Raw genomic sequence first — 17,601 nt, 5'->3', positions numbered from 1 at the left:
CATGGAACAGACAGCTCCATCTGCCCCGCAGCGCATCGTCAAGGCGCGGCGCACCTTGGCGCAGAATATATGGCGCACGCTGAAGAAGGCGCCCTACAGCGCCTGGTTCGGCATGATCGTCATTGCGCTTTACATCTTCGTGGCGCTCTTCGCGCCGTGGATCGCGCCCTATGGCGAGGCCGAGATCGTGAGCCAGGTGCCCTTCGATGCCTGGAGCTGGGCACATTGGCTCGGCACCGACCAGCTCGGCCGCGACATGTTCACCCGCCTGCTCTATGGTGCCCGTAACACGCTCGGCATCGCGCTCGCCACCACGCTGCTCGCTTTCGCCATCGGCGGCGGGCTCGGCATCATCGCCTCGATCTTCCGCGGCTGGATCGACCAGCTCCTGTCGCGCGCCGTCGACACGCTGATGGCCATTCCGCAGCTCATTTTCGCGCTTATCCTGCTGTCGATCTTCGGCTCCTCGGTCCAGAACCTGATCATCATCATCGCGGTGCTCGATTCGACCCGCGTCTTCCGCCTGGCCCGTTCGGTCGCCATGAATGTGGTGGTCATGGATTATGTCGAGGCGGCTAAGTTGCGCGGCGAGAAATTGGGCTGGATCCTGTTCAGGGAAGTCCTGCCCAATATCATGCCGACCATGATCGCCGAATTCGGTCTGCGCTTCTGCTTCGTCTTCCTTACCATCAGCGCATTGTCTTTCCTCGGCCTCGGCATCCAGCCGCCGACCGCCGACTGGGGCTCGATGGTGCGCGAGAACGCCACCCTCATCACCTACAACGATATAACGCCTTTGATACCGGCGGGCGCCATCGCGCTCCTCACCGTGGCGGTCAATTTCGTCGTCGACTGGTTCCTGCACAAGACAAGCGGATTACGTGATGAAAAGTGAGCGCACCAAGGGCGAGGTCCTGCTCGAGATCAGGGACCTCAAGATCGAAGGCCAGAGCGACGATGTCTGGCACGAGATCGTCAAGGGTGTCGGCCTCACGCTCCGACGCGGCGAAGTGCTGGGCCTCATCGGTGAATCGGGTGCCGGCAAGTCGACCATCGGCCTCGCCGCCATGGGTTTTGCGCGGCCCGGTTGCCGCATCACCGGCGGCAGCATCGTGTTCGACGGCATGGACCTGCGCAAGGCGAGCGAGGAGGAGCGGCGCGCTCTGCGCGGCTCGCGCATCGCCTATGTGGCGCAGAGTGCCGCAGCGTCCTTCAATCCGGCGCATCGCATCATCGACCAGACGGTCGAGACGGCGGTCGGCCATGATGTGCGCCCGCGCAATGAGGCGGAGGCCGACGCCAAGGATCTCTATACAAGGCTCAAGCTGCCCAATCCGGCCACGATCGGTAACCGTTACCCACATCAGGTCTCGGGCGGCCAGCTGCAGCGCGCCATGACCGCCATGGCCATGTCCTGCCGGCCCGACCTCATCATCTTCGACGAACCGACCACCGCGCTCGACGTCACCACCCAGGTCGATGTGCTGGCGGCGATGCGCGACATCGTCGAGCAGTTCAACACCGCGGCGATCTACATCACCCATGATCTCGCCGTCGTCGCCCAGATGGCGCATCGCATCATGGTGCTGCGCCATGGCAAGCTGGTCGAGGAAGCGCCGACGCGCGAGATGCTGACGCAGCCGAAAGAGGCCTATACCAAGACGCTCTGGGCGGTGCGCAGCCTCGCCATGCCGGAGCGTACCGCCAAGGACGTTGTGCTGCGCATCCATGATGTCGATGCGACCTATGGCGGCGTCATCAAGGTTCTGGAGAATGTGACGGTGCAGGTGCCGCGCGGACGCACCGTAGCGGTCGTCGGTGAATCGGGCTCCGGCAAGTCGACACTGGCGCGCGTCATCACCGGGCTCCTGCCGCCGAAGAAGGGCGAGGTCTATTTCAACGGCAAGCCGCTGCCGCGCGCTCTCAAGGATCGCGACAAGGAGACGTTGCGGCGCGTCCAGATGATCTATCAATCGGCCGACACCGCGCTCAATCCGCGCCAGCGGGTGCGCGATGTCATCGGCCGGCCACTCGAATTCTATCTCGGCCTCAAAGGCCAGGAGCGTGACCGCAAGGTGGTCGAGCTCCTGGAGCAGATCGAGCTCAGCGAGGATCTGATCGACCGTTTCCCGGGCGAGCTCTCGGGCGGCCAGAAGCAGCGCATCTGTATCGCGCGCGCGCTTGCCGCCGACCCGGAGCTCATCATTTGTGACGAGGTCACCTCGGCCCTCGACCAGATCGTCCAGGAAGGCATCCTCAAGCTGCTGCTGAAACTGCAGAAGGAGACCAATGTCTCCTATCTCTTCATCACCCACGACATCGCCACGGTGCGCGCCATCGCCGATGAGATCGTGGTGATGTATCAGGGCCGCGTGGTGCAGCAGGGCCTCAAGACGGAAGTACTGTCGCCGCCGCATCCGGCCTATACCGAGCTTCTGCTCTCCTCGGTGCCGCAAATGGACCCCGATTGGCTGACACATCTCCTCGAGAAACGTGCCGCTGCCAAGGCCAAGGTCAAAGCGTAAACTATAGCTGTCGCGATTTGGTCAGCCTTGTAACCGTCGGATCAGTTCCCTCCTTCGGCCATTTCGCTGTCAAGCTGGGCCTTTTCCTGGACTGTAAGATCTGTTCTGACTCTCGGAAGATAGGCGTGTGCGGTTTCGTTGCCTTGCGCGGCACTGAGCAGAAGAAACCGCATTGCGGCGAGCCTGTTCACTTCAACGCCTATGCCCAGATGATAGAATCCGCCAATCATGACTTGTGCACCAGGATGTCCGCGCTGCGCGGCCTGGAGCAACCATACTGCGGCCTGTGCGGGGCTTCGTTCGACGCCTTGCCCTTCATGGTACATCATGCCTAACCGCATTTGCGCAAAGGCATGGCCGTCATTCGCGGCTCTCTCGGTCAGGAAGAGCGCCAGATCGTAATGCGATTCGATTTCCTTCTTGAGGATGAGATCGCACAGCGCTTCCTGTGAATCGAAATTGCCACCACGAGCACCGCGATCAAGGATCTCGAAAGCACCGCTGACATCGTTCATCTCTTCCAGAAGCCTGCCTAGTGGGCACATCGAGTTGAGCCAGTTCCGGGCCGCGGCCTTGCCGAACCATTCGATTGCAAGGTCTTTATTCCCCATTTCATACGCCACGACGCCCAGATTATGCATAGCCCGCAGCAATCCTTGATCGGCGGCGCGCTGGAACCAAGACCATGCGTGAGGAGACCCCGGCAGGTTCTCGGCATACCAGCGGCCGAGGTTGGTCTGCGCCTCCGCATCGCCTGCTTCCGCCGCCGCGAGAAGGTCCCTGGGAGGTGTAGGGGTTTCCAAGCCGGACATCGCATCATGTTCCAAAAGCTGTTTGGAACATAATAGAAACATACCTTGATCGGATGTCAAGTTTTAAGCTTGCAACCGATGATGGATGTTTACAACATCAGCTGATAACTCGCCGGCACGAAGCGATAGCCACCCTCCGTGCTTTTCTCGACGAAGCCTACGGCCGGGAACGGCATATGATAGCTGGTGAAGGGAATGCGGTCGGCGCTCAGCATGTCGAGCAGCCTGAGACGCGTCTCGACCGCCTTGTCCTTGTCGGCATCGAAGCTTGCATGCCATTTCGGATAACGCAGCGACAGCACATAGTGGTTGCAGAAATCGGCGCCGATCAGAAGTCTCTTGTCGCCGTTTTCGACATGCCAGGCCATATGACCCGGCGTGTGGCCGAAGGCTTCCACCGCGCGGATGCCCGCTACCGCCTCGCCGTCTTTCTTGACGAAAGTCATCTTGTCCTTGAGCGGCACGACATTGGTCTGGACGATTTTGGCGGCATTGGCGGTCGGGCCATTGGCCCGATCCGGCGACGACCAGAAGGCATATTCCGCTTCGCCGATCACATAACGCGCCTTGGGAGCAAGGGCAGCACCGTTCTCCATCAGCCCCCCGATGTGGTCAGGGTGGCAATGGGTGATGACGACGACATCGATCTGGTCGGGTGTGAAGCCGGCAGCCGCGATCTGGCTGGCGAGGTGGCCGGTGGCGGGACGGCCATTGGCGCCATTGCCGCTGTCGAACAATACGAGTTCCTTGCCGGTATTGACGAGAACCGGCGTGAAGCTGCTGACCAGTCTGTCCGTCGGCAGGAAATTCGCCTCCGCCGCGGCGGCCACATCTTCCGGTTTCTGGTTGATGCCGAAGGTCTTTTCAGGATTCTGGCCAACGCGGGTGCCGTCATTGAAGGCCGTGATCTCGAACTCGCCGAGCTTGTAGCGCATATAGGGCGCGCCGACGCTGTTGGTCAGGGGCGCGGCGGCCCGCGCCGCGGGCGCCAAAGCGAGGGGCGAAAGGCCAAGAGCGGCGCTGCCGGCGAGCAAAGTGCGACGGTCGAGTTGCATCGGCATGTCGAGGTCCTCCGTAATGATGTGGGTAGGTGTTTTACGCTGTCCTTCAGCTTAAAATCCTGGCGATCCGACCGCTTCACGCTGTTGTGAGCGGAAATGAGAGAGTGAGCAGGCATATGCCGACACCGGCGGTGATGTGGTTTCGCCAGGATCTGCGCTTGGCCGACAATGCAGCGCTGAAGGCCGCGGCGGAAGCCGGGCCGTTGGTCTGTGTCTATGTGCTCGATGACGCCACGCCCGGCGGCTGGGCCTGGGGAGCAGCTTCGCGCTGGTGGCTGCACAACAGCCTGGTACGCCTGGCGGAGGGACTGGCACGTTTCAACGTGCCGCTCGTGCTCAGGCGCGGACCGGCCGACAAGGTCATCGCGGAGATATTGCACGAGACCGGTGCCGCCTCGCTCCACTTCACCCGCGATTATGCGCCCTGGTCGGGAGCACTGGAGCAGCGCGTCAAAACGATCGCCACAGAGGCGGGTGCTGCCTGCCACCGTTATGGCGGCTTCCTGCTGCATGAGCCCGAAGCGATCCGCACCGGCCAGGGTCAGCCCTACAAGGTCTTCACACCTTTCTCGCGCGCCTGCTTCGCGTTAGGAGATCCGCGTCCACCGCGCCCCGCGCATAAAAATCTCAAAGCTTGGGAAGGCAGGATCAAGGGCGACAAATTGGAGGACTGGCGGCTTCTGCCGCGCCGCCCCGATTGGTCGACGGGCTTCGCCATCTGGACGCCGGGCGAGCAGGGCGCTCGGCAACGGATCGAAACCTTCATCGATGATGCCCTGTCGGACTATGCCGAAGGCCGCGACCGGCCGGATCTCGCGCGCACCTCCCGCCTGTCGCCGCATCTGCATTGGGGCGAGATCAGCCCGGTCCAATGCTGGACCGCAATCCGCAGCGCCATGGCTGCCGCCCATGGCCGGCTCGACCGCCAGGGTGAGAAATTCCTGAGCGAGCTCCTGTGGCGCGACTTCTCCTATCATCTTCTGCATCACTGGCCGGATCTGCCGAGTACGGCGTTTCAAGAAAAGTTCGCTGCCTTTCCCTGGCGCCATGACCCAAAGGCCTTACGCGTCTGGCAGCGCGGCGAGACCGGCTATCCGATCGTCGATGCGGGACTGCGCGAATTATGGGCCACGGGCTACATGCACAACCGGGTGCGCATGATCGCGGCCTCCTTCCTGATCAAGGATCTCCTGATCGACTGGCGCCAGGGCGAGACGTGGTTCTGGGACACGCTTGTCGATGCCGACATCGCCAATAATGCCGCGAGCTGGCAATGGGTGGCGGGATCGGGCGCCGATGCAGCGCCTTATTTCCGCATCTTCAATCCGGTGCTTCAGGGCGAGAAATTCGATCCCGAAGGTGATTATGTGCGCAAATGGTGCCCTGAGCTGCGGGATCTCCCTAACGCCGTCATTCATCGGCCGTGGGAACACGAGGCAGGTGTCAAAGGCTACCCGGCGCGCATCGTCGATCACGCCGCGGCGCGCCATCGGGCTTTGCTGGCGTTGAAAAGTCTGAGTTAAAGATTTGCAAGCATCGGTGCGAGCCTGCCGCCATTCGCGGCGAGATCGAGGAAGGTATAGCGGTTGCGGATCTCCCGGCAGCGCAGCAGCGCCTGATCATAGAAGGCGCGCGGCAGATGGATCGCTTCCGGTGTGATCTCTGCGCCAGCGGCCTTGAGCACCTTTTCGAGATGATCGGGCGCGAGCGATATGGCGGCGATCTTGTCGGCGATGTCCGGCCATGACCGGGCGATGTGGTCATTGAGCGCTTCGGCTTTTTCGGCGCTGAGGCGCTTATGAGCGAAATCCGCCCAGCAGGAAGGTCCGAGCGTCTCGCCATAACGGGAGGTGAAGCTCGCCTCGGTTTCGCTGTCGGGGCCAAGGCGGGGAGGGCGCTTGAGCATCTCCTGCTGGAGCCGCGCCATCGACAGGGTCGTCACGCCAATCTGCTCGCCATGATAGACGAGCGGGCGCGCCGGATCGCCCAGCATGTCGATATAATGGCTGATGAGATGCTCGCCCTGGCTCGCCGGCTGGCTGTTGCCATGGATGGCGGTGCCGAAGCCCGACAGCACCAGTGTGCGCACCAGCCGCTCCATGGCGGCGAGGTCACCCGCCATTAGCGCCGCCGACTGGGCGAAGAGCGGCGCCTCGTCGTCCTTGAGAAGCGCATAAGGCAGCCGCCGGTAAGGCTGGTCGAGGAGGAGATGGGCGAGCAGCCAGTCGGCCTGCGAGGTCGCCCGGCACAGGCTATCGCCGAGACCGGAACGGATGAGGCGTTTGGGAGCGGCGGCAAGGATCGCCAGATCGAAGAAGGCGCCGCGCGGGGCCTGCGCCGCCAGCGACTTCTTATGACCGTGCACGGTGATGGCGGCATTGACCGACGTATAGCCGTTCATCGACGGCGCGGTGGCGAAGACGGCATAGGGCTTCTTGTCTTCGGCACTCGCATATTTGCAGAGATCGTTGATGGTGCCCGAGCCGATGGCGATGAGCGCGTCTGCGCTTGTCGTCGCCTTGCGGATCGCGCTCACCGTCTCGTCATCGGGATGCGGCGCTTCGGGCAGAACGAGGCTCTGCACCCTGCACAGGCCGGCAAGTGCCCGCTCCACTCTCTGCCCCAATATCGCATGCGTGGTTTGATCGCTCACCACCGCGACATGGCGGCCGAGATCGAGCGCCTTGACGAGGTCGCGCTCCATGCCGTCGAGCTTGGGCGCGATGATGAGCGAGCGTGTATCGACGCGTTGCTTGCCGAGGCCGTCCGGGTCTTCATAGGTGCCGTCGAGAAGCTGGGTTATCTTGTCTGGCGCGAACATTCAGGTGGACTCGCTGGGTTGGGGAAACATGTCCTTGAGCGCGGTGAAAAGCTGCCGATAGCGCCGATAGGCGTGATCGAGCCTGGCAGCCGCGATTGCGTCGGGCGTCACTATGTCGGAAGGCCGGGCGATGAGCCCGGCCGCCTGCCGGAGATCGCTGAAACGGCCCGTGGCAACGCCCGCCAGCATGAGGGCGCCCATGACCGAGCCATGTCGCGACGGCGAGATCGCCACCGGCAACCGCGCGATGTCGGCGCGAATCTGCGCCCAGACTCGGCTTTGGCTGCCGCCGGCGAGCATCACCAATTGCTTTGGAGCGGCGCCGAGAGCGCTGAGGCGATCGAGCACGTCGCGCATCGCGAAACCGCAGCCCTCGAGGGTAGCGCGCGCGAGATGCGGCGCGCCATGGGCGGGCGTCATGCCATAGAAGCAGCCACGCGCCCCGGCATTCCATTCGGGGGCCATCGCGCCGGTGAGCGCCGGAAGAAAGAGGAGATCTTCCGAGCCGGGCGGCGCCTTGGCCGCTTCCGCGTCGAACGCCGCGAAGTCGGGCAGGCGCAGAAGGTCTTTCAGCCAGGCGACGGCGCCGCCCGAAAGCCAGCCGGGATTCTCGACGAAAAAGCCGCCGGCCGGATAGGCGTGTGTCTCGACCAGGCGCTCGGGATCGATGACGGGATCGGCGAACAAGGCGCCGACCACCTCGCCGGTACCGACCGCGACCGAAACCTGGCCCGGCTCGATGACGCCGGCACCGAGCGCCGCGGAAAAATCATCTCCGGTGCCGACCGCGACGGCTATGCCGGGGGAAAGGCCGGTGAGGGCCGCACCCTTGCTCGTCAGGCCGCCTGCAATTTCATCGGGGCGTGCGATGGCGGGCAGCTCATCCGCCGTCACGCCGAAGGCAGACAGCAGCGCCGGGTCATAGGCCTGTGACGCGAGGCCGTAGAGCATGCTGGTCGAGGCCTGGGCGTGATCGATGACGGCTTCACCGGTCAGCCTTTCGACCAGATAGGAGACGGGCTGGTGATAACGCGCCGCCTTGTATTCGCGATGCCGCTTGAGCCAGCGGATCTTGGCGCCTTGGTGGCTCGCATCGGGAACGACCCCCGTCAGACGGTGCAGGTGATCATGATCGAGACCGACAAGCTCTGCAGAAGCGCGGCGGTCCATCCAGGTGAGGCAATGCCCCAGCGCCTCGCCTCGGTCTGAGATTGGAATGCAGCCGTCGAGCTGGCCGCAGACGGCAAGCGCCGTCACCTGTGACGCCGTCACATTGGCGGCGGTGAGCGCTTCGGCGATGGCAGGCCCGAGCGCTTCCTCCCACAGGCGGGGATCCTGCTCGGCATGGCCCGCCGCCGCGAAATGGGCGCGATAGGAGCGTTGCGCCTGGCCTTTCACGGCGAGCGTCGCATCCGCCACCGCGACCTTCAGGCTCTGCGTGCCGATATCGACGCCGACCAGCATGATCAGCAGCAGGTGGGAACGCGTTTCTCTTTACCCTGGCCATAGCTCTTGAACTTCTCCAGGACGCGCTGGATCTCGTCGTCAGGCAGGATATGCGGCACGCCGATCTGCAGCGCCCGCCAATATTGCGCCGCGAGCGCCTCGATCTCGACCGCGAGCCAGGCGGCCTTCTTGAGATTGGGCCCGACACAGACCATGCCGTGATTGGCGAGAAGACAGGCATGCCGGGTCGCGAGCGCCGCCAATATGTAATCGGCGAGCTCCTGGGTGCCCCAGGTGACATAAGGCACGCACGGAACTGTCGGCCCGCCGGCCGCCGCGATCATGTAATGGACCGCGGGAATCTCGCGCCTGAGCATGGAAAGCGAGGTGCAGAACATCGAATGCAGATGGATGACGGCGCCGACTTCTTTTTTCTTCTTCATGATGTCGCGGTGGAAGCGCCATTCGGTCGAGGGTTTGCGTGGTCCCGTATGCGAGGCATCGAGCTTCATATGGACGATGTCTTCCGGCTGCATGTCGGCATAGGGCACGCCAGAGGGCGTGATCAGGAAACCGCCTTCGACGCGCACGCTGATATTGCCGGACGTGCCTTGATTGATGCCGCGCTCATTCATGAAGATGCAGGTGGCGATCATCTCGCGGCGCAGCTTTTCGTCTTTCATCGGTGTCTCCCATTCAGGTCTTGATTGTTTGGCTATTCGTGGGCCACCAGCACCTCGATGCTGAGCGGCGACAGCGCTTCCGCCATGTCGGCATCGGGCTCGCGGTCGGTGACGAGATAATGCGTGCGCTCGAGGCTCTGCACCTGCACCGGCGCATAACGCCCGAATTTCTGCTGATCGGCGACGACGATCACCGTCTGCGCCGACTGCAGCATGAGATTGTGCAGCTCCGCTTCCTCTCGGCTGAAATCCATGAGCGTGCCGCGCGGCGAGATGGCGCCGGCGCCGATGATGGCGAAATCGGCGAAGTAATTGGCGAGCATCTGCGTGGCGTCGCGGCCGAGGCAGGCCTGGTTCTGCGCCTGGATCTCGCCGCCGATGAGATGCACCCGGTTGCCGTTGCGGCCGGAGAGCTTCATGGCGCTTGCCAGGCAATTGGTGAAGACGGTGAGATTCTGCCGCGTCACCAGATGGTCCGAGGCGCTCTGCACGGTCGTGCCGCCGGCCAGGATGATCGAGGCGCCGTCGGGAATCATGCTGGCGGCGAGGCGACCGATCGCCTGCTTGCCGGCGACATTGGTGGTCTGGCGCACCGCCATGTCCGGCTCGTGCGTTTCGAGTGAGATCGCCCCGCCATGGGTCTTGCGCAATTTACGCTGCTCGGCGAGCACCACCAGATCGCGCCTTATCGTCTCGCGCGAGACATTCAGTCGGCGTTGGATTTCGGTGATCGAGATCGACCGATGGGCCTTCACCAGGGAGAGAATGTGGTTCTGACGCTCCTCTGCAAGCACGGCTATCTCCTAGTCACTTGAAAAGATTGGGCAAAATTGCGACGTTGTGGTTTGTTGTGTGATTTATAGCATTTTCTTGCATTATGTAGCAATAATGTTGTAGTTTGTGGAAAAAATAAACAGCACCAAGGAGGGAAGGAACATGCCGACCGTGAAGGAAGGAACGTTATCGCGCCGTGCCGTGCTGAAGAGGGGCGCCGCCACGGCGGCATTGGGCGCGCTCGTTCTGGGCCGCCCGGGGCCGTATATTGGTAATGCGCAAGCCGCGACGCCGACATTGCGGCTGCTGATGTGGCAGCCCTATGCGATCAAGGAGACGATCGCCGCCTTCGAGGACAAGTTCAAAGCGAAATTCGCGCCGACTTTCTTCGATGGCAATTCCGAAGCCTTCAACAAGCTGAAGGTCGGCGGTACTAGGGACTTCGACATGGTGATGGCCGACGGTTTCTGGCCGCGCCTGTATTTCCGCCAGGGCCTCACCAAGGGGCTCGATTACGGCAAGATCCCCAATATGAGCGGGGTGTTCGCCGACTTCCATCCCGACAAATTCGTTCTTCTCGCCGACGAGGAGGGCAAGAACAAAGTCGCGGCTCCCAATTGCTGGGGCGGCTATGGAATCACCATCAACAGCTCGATGATCGCCAAGGAGGATGTCGGCTCCATCGATCTTCTGCTGAACAGCAAATATGCCGGGCATTTCTCCACCAATTCGCGCTTCGAGGAGAATATCGCCCTGATGGGCATCCTCGCCGCGACGAAGCTCGGCACCAGGGACGGCCCGCGGCCCGATGGCAAGCCGTTCAATCCCTATCAGCTCACCGATGACGAACTCGCCGAAACGAAACGCCTGCTCATCGAGCAGAAGAAACTGCTGCTCACCCGCTATCAGGACTATGACGCGCTCGACCGCCTGATGCGCGCCAAGTCGGTCTGGGCGGCGCCCGAATTCGCCGAGAGCTATCGCAAGCTTACGGTGCTGCGCAAGGAGCGCAAGATCGACTTCGATGTCGAGCACGTGCTGAAACCAAAGGAAGGCGGTCTCGGCTGGGTCGATACCTGGATGGTGAGCGCCGACGCCGACAGCGAACGCACCGAGCTCGCCCATGCCTGGATCAATCTCTTCCTCGAGAAAGAGAACTATGTCCGCGTCGTGCGCTCGACCGGCTATGGCGGCGTGGTCGATGTGCGCTCTTTGATGTCGGAAGACGAGATCGCGCTCTATTTCCAGAATCGCAGCGCCGAGGCGAGCCAGCTCCATATGTTCGATCAGCCTTCGTCGCCGGAGAAATGGGAGCGCATCTGGTCGGATGTTGAAGCGTCTTAAGAACGATCCACCGCAGGCAACGGGAGAAGCGATGACGAAGGCAGACGATCGGCCGGCATCGCTGTCGCTTCAATCCGTCTCGAAGCATTTCGGTCCGGTCAAGGCGGTCGACGGGATCGATCTCGATATCGGCCAGGACGAGTTCTTCTCGCTCCTGGGGCCCTCGGGCTCCGGCAAGACCACGATGCTGCGCATCATCGCCGGGCTCGAGCGCCCGACTGCGGGCCGTGTTCTGGTGCGCGGTCAGGACGTCACCGCCATGCCGCCCTACAAGCGGCGCATCGGCATGGTGTTCCAGAATTTCCTGCTTTTCCCGCACAAGACGGTGGCGGAGAACATCGTCTTTCCCTTGCGCATGCAGAATGTGGGGCGCGCCGAGCGTGGCGAGCGGCTGGTCTGGGCGATGAAGCTCTTGCGGCTCGACGGCCTTGCCGAGCGTTATCCCAACGAGCTCTCGGGCGGCCAGCAGCAGCGTGTATCGCTGGCGCGTGGCCTCATCTCCAGGCCGGCTCTTCTCCTCCTCGACGAGCCGCTCGCCAATCTCGACCGCGAGTTGCGCGCCGAAATGGAAGTCGAGATTCGCCGCTATCAGAAGGAGCTCAACATCCCCTTCGTCTATGTGACGCATAATCAGGAAGAAGCCTTGACCATGAGCGATCGCATCGCCGTCATGCGCAATGGCGTCTTCGAGCAGATCGGTCCGCGCAACGACGTCTACCGCAAGCCGGCCACCGCCTTCGTTGCCGCCTTTGTCGGCCAGTCGAACCAATTGACGGGGCGCGCCGAGATGGTCGGTCCGGACAGTTTGACTATGACCTGGCGCGGACATCGGCTGCATCTGCCGCATCCGGATGGCATCGCGGCCGGGGATGAGGTTCGCTTCTTCATCAAATATGAGGATGTCGAAGTGACGCCCGAGCGCCCGGCGCAGGGCAATCATCTCGGCGGTCGGCTGCGCGACATCATCTTCAAGGGCCAGACCGCCAATTACATTGTGAGCCTCGCCGATGGCAGCGAGATCATCGCCAGCGCCTCCTCGCGCGACCAGAAAGTGGCGATCGGCGCAGCCGTGTCGGTCACCTGGCCGGCGACCGCAGGCATGTGTTTCAAGTCGTGAGGCGCATTCCGCCATTGCTGCTGCTGGCCGGGCCGGGTGTGCTCTTCATCCTGGTGACCTTGCTGCTGCCGCTCCTGGCGATCTTCATGTTCAGCTTCTGGCGCACCGCGAGCTACGAGCTTTATCCCGACTGGAATCTCGACAATTACCACGTGCTGTTCACTGAAGCAGCTTATCGCACCTTCCTGCTGCGCTCAGCTCTCAGCGCCGTGGTGACGTCGCTGCTCTGTCTTCTCTATGCCTGGCCGGTTGCCTATTTCATCGCCCGTCATGGCGGACGTTACCGCCTGCTGCTGGTGTTGTTGCTGGCGGCGCCTTTCTTCACCGGCGTCATCCTGCGCATCGCTGCCCTCCAGGGTATTTTCGGTCCGGGCGGCTTGATCAATATGGCGCTCGGCATCTTCGGCATGCCACCCATCGCCGCCTTGATGTACACGCCACTGGCCGCCACCATCGGCCATGTCTATCTCTTCGTCCCCTTCATGGTGACGGCGATCTATCTATCTCTGGTCAATTTCAACTTCGACCTGCTCGAAACGGCGAAGATCAACGGCGCCGGCCCGTGGCGTGCTTTCGTCGAGGTGACCTGGCCGCTTAACTGGATCGGCACCGCCATCGGCCTGGCGCTGGTCTTCATTCCCTGCCTCGCTTCGGCTGTAACGCCGCGGTTCCTCGGCGGCCCCAGCGCCACGTCCTTCGGCATGAGCCTTGGCCAGCAATTCGGCGAGACCGGCACCTGGGCGCTGGGCTCGGCCATGGGCGTCGTTCTCTTCGCCTTTTCGCTTCTGGTGCTCGCGGTGATGGGCTTCACCGTCAATCTCAAGCGCAGCGGCTTCACCGGCATGGGGGCCAGATGACCTCGGTCGGCGATCGGGCGGAGAGCTGGCGGCGCTTGGCGATGAGCGTCCTGCTCTGCCTCCTCTATGTGTTTCTCTATGCGCCGATCCTGTTCGTCATCTATGCCTCCTTCTCCGAGGACATCGTCTGGCCGTTCCCGCCATCCTTCACCACCGACGCCTATGCCGAGCTCTTCGATAATTCGCTCTATTCCGACGCGCTCAACAACAGCCTCATCATCGGCCTGGGGAGCGGCGTCCTCTCGACCCTGCTCGCCACCGCCGGAGTCATCGGCGTCCTGCGCTTTCCCTCGCGCCGCCGCGCGCTGATCCTGATCACCTTCCTGGCGCCGCTCTTCGTGGCGGAGTTGCTGATCGGCATATCCTCGCTCGCCTTCAACGCCCGCCTGCTCGGACTTCCCGGCAATCTCTTCTCGGCCATCGCCGCCAATGCGGTCGAAGGCACCGCCTTTGCCTTCCTCATCGTGCTCGCCCAGTTGGTGCGCTACGACTGGCAGATGGATGACGCCGCCATGGTGTTCGGAGCGAGTCCGGCCCGCTGCTTCTGGGAAGTGACGTTGCCGACCATCTGGCCGAGCCTCTTCGGCGCCTTTCTCATCAGCTTCATCCTCGCCTTCAACAATCTCGAAATCTCCTTCTACAATCTGGGCGCCATCCCGACCTTGCCCTCGGTCGCCTGGGGGTCGCTGCGCTTCGGCCTAGGCCCCGAGCTGTTTGCGCTCGCCGCCCTCACCAACGGCTTGGTCTTCGCTGTCTTCGCCTTGATGTATGTCCTGATGCGCACTGGTATCGTCAAATTCGGCTATCGCGGCGTGTAGCCGCCATCTTTCTTGGCACCTTGTTCCATCTGTTGACCGTTTTGCGAAGAGCGGTGAAAACTGTCGACTGCGCCGAATAGGAGACCTTACAGATGCGACCTGCCGACCGTCGGAGCAAGATCCTCGAGCTGGTGCAGCAATCCGCCCGCGTGACGGTGGACGAGTTGGCGGAAGGTCTCGACATCTCACGCGAGACGGTGCGGCGTGATCTGGTTCTTCTCTCCGAGCAGGGGCTTTTGCGTAAATTCCATGGCGGGGCGACGACGGCGCCCACCACCCAGTCGGCGCATGAGAGCCCGCTCGATGAGCGTCGTGCCACCGCAAGGCTGGAGAAAATCCGCATCGGAAAAAAGGCGGCGAAGCTGTTCCAGCCCGGCGACAGCATCCTCATCAATTGCGGGACGACGACCATCTTCTTCGCCGAGCAGCTGGCGCAGCACGGACCATTCACCATCATGACCAATGCCACGCCGGTGGCGGCCGAGATGTGGAAGGCGCCGCAGCGCGGCCCCGTCTACCTGATGGGCGGCAGCTATTTTGGCGATGCCTTCGAGACGCTGGGCGCGCAAGTGGTGGAGCAGATTCAGAAGATCCATGCCGACCATGCGGTGCTGGCGGTGGGCAGCGTCAGCTCGGCCGGCAAGATCATGGATTACAGCGTCGACGAGGCCCATGTCGCGCGCGCCATGACGGAGAGCGCCAGAAGCATCACCGTGCTGGCGGATTCGAGCAAGCTCAACCGCAATGCACTCATTCAGATCTGCGGGCCGGAGCGGATCGACCGCCTGATCACCGACAAGCCCGTCGAGGCGGCGCTCGCCAGTGTCCTCAAGCTCGCCGGCGTAGAGATCATCGTGGCGGACGAAGAGGCCTAAATGGTGAGTTCCTCCCCATCCAAGGAAATGATCAGTCCCGGCCAAGGAATAATGTCCGAACGGCCATTGTCGTCAAATATTCATGACTGAATAGTCATTTTGAATTGACAGATTGCCCGTTTGGGCATTTTATCGGTGTGTGCACAACGCACTGCACGCGGTGGCCAGTCCGCCGCACGCTCAAGGGGAAGACTCAATTTTTGCTCGCGGGTGGATTTAAACGTTCGTGATTTTCATTCTCCGTCTGCCCACTTGCCGGAGAATGATCCCAATTGCCTGCCGGGCTTTGTTCAGCGCCCTCCCTCGCCCGGCAGGCCATTGGCGAACGCTCGACTTCTCCCATTTGCGGCCCGCGAGGCCAGCCGTCACCAACCCCACATGCAACTGACATGCGGGTGGCAAATAGGGTTCGCCGTACCGTCAACCGGAGTCATTCAAGATGCTGATCACACGCAGGACCATACTTCTCGGACTTCTCTCGACGACCAGCCTTGCTTTCCTTCCCGCGCCAGCCGGCGCCGAGACGCTCGCCGAACTGGAAGAGGCGGCGCGCAAGGAAGGCGAGATCGTCAGTCTCGGCTGCCCCGACGATTGGGCCAATTGGGGCGCCCAGTGGAAGGGCATCATGGCCAAATATGGTGTCAAGCACACCGACACCGATATGAGCAGCGCCGAGGAGCTGCAGAAATTCGAAGCCGAGAAGGCCAATGCCTCGGCTGATTTCGGTGAGATTGGGATCGAATTCGGACCGATCGCGGCGAAGAAGGGCATCAGCCAGCCCTATAAGCCGACCAACTGGGAGAAGATCCCGGCCTGGGCCAAGGATGAGGAAGGTCACTGGATGCTGGGTTATACCGGCACGATCTCCTTCATCGTCTCCAAGAAAGTCGCCAACCCGCCCAAGACCTGGAGCGATCTCGCTTCGGGCGACTACAAGGTGGCGGTGGGGGACGTCGGCAAGGCGGCGCAGTCCAATGCGCTGGTGCTGGCGGCGGCGATCGCGCTCGGCGGCGGTGAAGACAACCTGCAGCCGGCGCTCGACCTCTTCGCCAAGCTCGCCGAGCAGAAGCGCCTCCTCACCATTGGCGCCAATCCCGGCAATATGGAGAAGGGCGAGATCGAGGTCGGCATCGTGTGGGATTTCAACGCGCTCAATTACCGCAATCTGGTCGGCAAGGACAAATTCGACGTGTGGATCCCGTCGGAAGGCTCGGTGATCAGCGGTTATACGACAACGATCAATGCCTACAGCAAGCGGCCGAACATCGCCAAGATGACACGCGAATTCATCTTCTCGGAAGAGGGACAGATCAATTTCGCCCGGGGTTTCGCGCGGCCGATCCTCATCGATCACATCACGCTGCCGCCCGATGCGGCGGAAAATGTTCTGCCCAAGGAGCAATATGCCAAAGCGCGGCCAGTCAATTCCGCGCTGTGGATGGACGCGGCCAAGAAGCTCGGGCGCGCCTGGCAGGATCAGGTGCTGTCGAAGATGTAGCGCGCCGCGACTCGATGAGCCTCGTGGCACGGACCGGAAAGGGTGAGGGGATGGAGCGGGTGTCGACCGTTCGGCCACCTCACCCGTCAGGCTCCGCCCCTCTCTCGGTCGAGGGGCGGGGATGATCGACATATCGGCAAAGACGCGGATTCTGGCATGGCTCGCCGCCATGCCTTTCCTCCTTGTCGTCCTCATGTTCGAGATCGCCCCGTTGCTCGCAGTTGCGGCCAACAGCATCCAGACCGAGACGAGCTTCTCGCTCTCCAATTATAGCGAGATCCTCACCAGCAAGTTCTATCTGGGCTCCTTCAAGGTGAGCTTTCTCATTTCGATCGCCACCGCCCTGATTGGACTCGGCATCGGTCTCCCTGCCGCCGTGCTTCTCAAGCGCATGCCGGGACGGGTACAGCAATTCGTCGTCATCTGCTCCAATATCGGGGCCAACTTCACCGGTTTCCCACTCGCTTTTTCCTTCGTCATCATGCTGGGGGTGAGCGGCTCCTTCACGCTCCTGCTGCAGCGGATCGGCCTCCTCGAAGACTTCAACATCTATTCGACCTCGGGTCTCGTGATCGCCTATTCCTACTTCCAGATCCAGTTCGCGATCCTCCTGGTGCTGCCGAGCCTCGCCGCCATCACCGCCGAGATCGAGGAGGCGGCCCATCTGGTGGGCGCCAGCCGCTTCGCCTTCTGGTGGCGTATCGGGCTTCCCATTCTGGCGCCGAGCCTCCTCGGGTCCTTCCTCCTGCTCTTCGCCAATGCGATGGGCACCTATGCCACCGCCTGGGCGCTGGTCGGCGGCAGCGCCAATGTCGTCACCATCCGCATCGGCGAGCTCACCGCGGGCGATGTATTCTCCGATCCCTATCTCGCCGATGCGCTGGCGATGCTGCTGGTGGTGAGCCTCATCCTACCGATCGTCGTGGAGCAGATGTTCCTGAGAACCAAAGACAGGGATCGGTGACGCCGG

Annotated in this window: 16 protein-coding genes; 10 read left to right on the top strand and 6 right to left on the bottom strand. The window is 62.3% G+C overall.

The features are described 5' to 3' along the window. Position 1: 1 nt before the first annotated feature. Positions 2–895 carry an ABC transporter permease gene (locus JHL16_RS30890; RefSeq protein ID WP_200188706.1) on the top strand — a complete coding sequence of 298 codons (894 nt, stop codon included), beginning with the start codon at positions 2–4 and terminating at the stop codon, positions 893–895. Continuing rightward, positions 885–2,525 (top strand): ABC transporter ATP-binding protein, encoded by a 1,641-nt coding sequence (locus JHL16_RS30885; RefSeq protein WP_137854409.1) that lies wholly within the window; start codon positions 885–887, stop codon positions 2,523–2,525. Before JHL16_RS30890 ends, JHL16_RS30885 begins: the two co-directional genes overlap by 11 nt. Positions 2,526–2,566: 41 nt before the next feature. Here the strand turns inward: JHL16_RS30885 and JHL16_RS30880 are convergent, their stop codons facing one another. Together JHL16_RS30880 and JHL16_RS30875 are read right to left on the bottom strand one after the other, a co-directional pair. Continuing rightward, positions 2,567–3,337 carry a tetratricopeptide repeat protein gene (locus tag JHL16_RS30880; RefSeq protein WP_200188705.1) on the bottom strand — a complete coding sequence of 257 codons (771 nt, stop codon included), beginning with the start codon at positions 3,335–3,337 and terminating at the stop codon, positions 2,567–2,569. Between the two features lie 89 nt (positions 3,338–3,426). Then, entirely contained in the window at positions 3,427–4,398 is a 972-nt protein-coding gene (locus JHL16_RS30875; RefSeq protein ID WP_200188704.1) for an MBL fold metallo-hydrolase, read from the bottom strand. 104 nt (positions 4,399–4,502) lie between these two features. Between JHL16_RS30875 and JHL16_RS30870 the strand changes: the two genes are divergently transcribed. Further along, positions 4,503–5,921 carry a cryptochrome/photolyase family protein gene (locus JHL16_RS30870; RefSeq protein WP_348647302.1) on the top strand — a complete coding sequence of 473 codons (1,419 nt, stop codon included), beginning with the start codon at positions 4,503–4,505 and terminating at the stop codon, positions 5,919–5,921. Here JHL16_RS30870 and JHL16_RS30865 read toward each other — a convergent pair. From JHL16_RS30865 to JHL16_RS30850, 4 genes are read right to left on the bottom strand one after another with little or no spacing between them, the layout of a single operon-like run. Then, the gene (locus JHL16_RS30865; protein ID WP_200188703.1) at positions 5,918–7,219 is read right to left on the bottom strand and encodes a sn-glycerol-1-phosphate dehydrogenase; all 1,302 of its coding nucleotides are present in this window, start codon (positions 7,217–7,219) and stop codon (positions 5,918–5,920) included. The genes JHL16_RS30870 and JHL16_RS30865 overlap by 4 nt on opposite strands. Further along, positions 7,220–8,683, bottom strand: coding sequence for a xylulokinase (locus JHL16_RS30860; protein WP_200188702.1), 1,464 nt, complete (start codon positions 8,681–8,683; stop codon positions 7,220–7,222). It lies immediately after the preceding gene. A 2-nt stretch (positions 8,684–8,685) separates the two neighbouring features. Beyond that, positions 8,686–9,348, bottom strand: coding sequence for a class II aldolase/adducin family protein (locus JHL16_RS30855; RefSeq protein ID WP_200188701.1), 663 nt, complete (start codon positions 9,346–9,348; stop codon positions 8,686–8,688). 32 nt (positions 9,349–9,380) lie between these two features. Further along, a complete protein-coding gene (locus tag JHL16_RS30850; RefSeq protein ID WP_200188700.1) occupies positions 9,381–10,142 on the bottom strand; it encodes a DeoR family transcriptional regulator in 762 nt (253 codons plus the stop codon). 142 nt (positions 10,143–10,284) lie between these two features. Here JHL16_RS30850 and JHL16_RS30845 point away from each other — a divergent pair, with 142 nt between their 5' ends. From JHL16_RS30845 to JHL16_RS30815, 7 genes are all read left to right on the top strand, one after another. Further along, on the top strand, positions 10,285–11,466 hold the full coding sequence (locus tag JHL16_RS30845) for an ABC transporter substrate-binding protein (protein ID WP_200188699.1): 1,182 nt from the start codon (positions 10,285–10,287) through the stop codon (positions 11,464–11,466). Between the two features lie 31 nt (positions 11,467–11,497). Continuing rightward, a complete protein-coding gene (locus JHL16_RS30840) occupies positions 11,498–12,583 on the top strand; it encodes an ABC transporter ATP-binding protein (protein ID WP_200188698.1) in 1,086 nt (361 codons plus the stop codon). Beyond that, entirely contained in the window at positions 12,580–13,440 is an 861-nt protein-coding gene (locus JHL16_RS30835; RefSeq protein WP_200188697.1) for an ABC transporter permease, read from the top strand. Before JHL16_RS30840 ends, JHL16_RS30835 begins: the two co-directional genes overlap by 4 nt. Then, a complete protein-coding gene (locus tag JHL16_RS30830) occupies positions 13,437–14,258 on the top strand; it encodes an ABC transporter permease (protein ID WP_200188696.1) in 822 nt (273 codons plus the stop codon). Before JHL16_RS30835 ends, JHL16_RS30830 begins: the two co-directional genes overlap by 4 nt. A gap of 92 nt (positions 14,259–14,350) precedes the next feature. Continuing rightward, complete coding sequence (locus JHL16_RS30825) at positions 14,351–15,133, top strand: DeoR/GlpR family DNA-binding transcription regulator (RefSeq protein ID WP_200188695.1); 783 nt, start codon at positions 14,351–14,353, stop codon at positions 15,131–15,133. Between the two features lie 439 nt (positions 15,134–15,572). Next, positions 15,573–16,631, top strand: a complete 1,059-nt coding sequence (locus JHL16_RS30820; protein WP_200188694.1) for an ABC transporter substrate-binding protein — start codon at positions 15,573–15,575, stop codon at positions 16,629–16,631. A gap of 121 nt (positions 16,632–16,752) precedes the next feature. Then, on the top strand, positions 16,753–17,595 hold the full coding sequence (locus JHL16_RS30815; RefSeq protein WP_200188693.1) for an ABC transporter permease: 843 nt from the start codon (positions 16,753–16,755) through the stop codon (positions 17,593–17,595). Positions 17,596–17,601: the final 6 nt, after the last annotated feature.

Origin of the sequence: Taklimakanibacter albus (assembly GCF_016595235.1) — a bacterium.
Taxonomy (GTDB): Bacteria; Pseudomonadota; Alphaproteobacteria; order Rhizobiales; family Aestuariivirgaceae; genus Taklimakanibacter; species Taklimakanibacter albus.
Note: the sequence above shows the minus strand (reverse complement) of the source record. Positions and strands in the feature narration are given on the sequence as shown.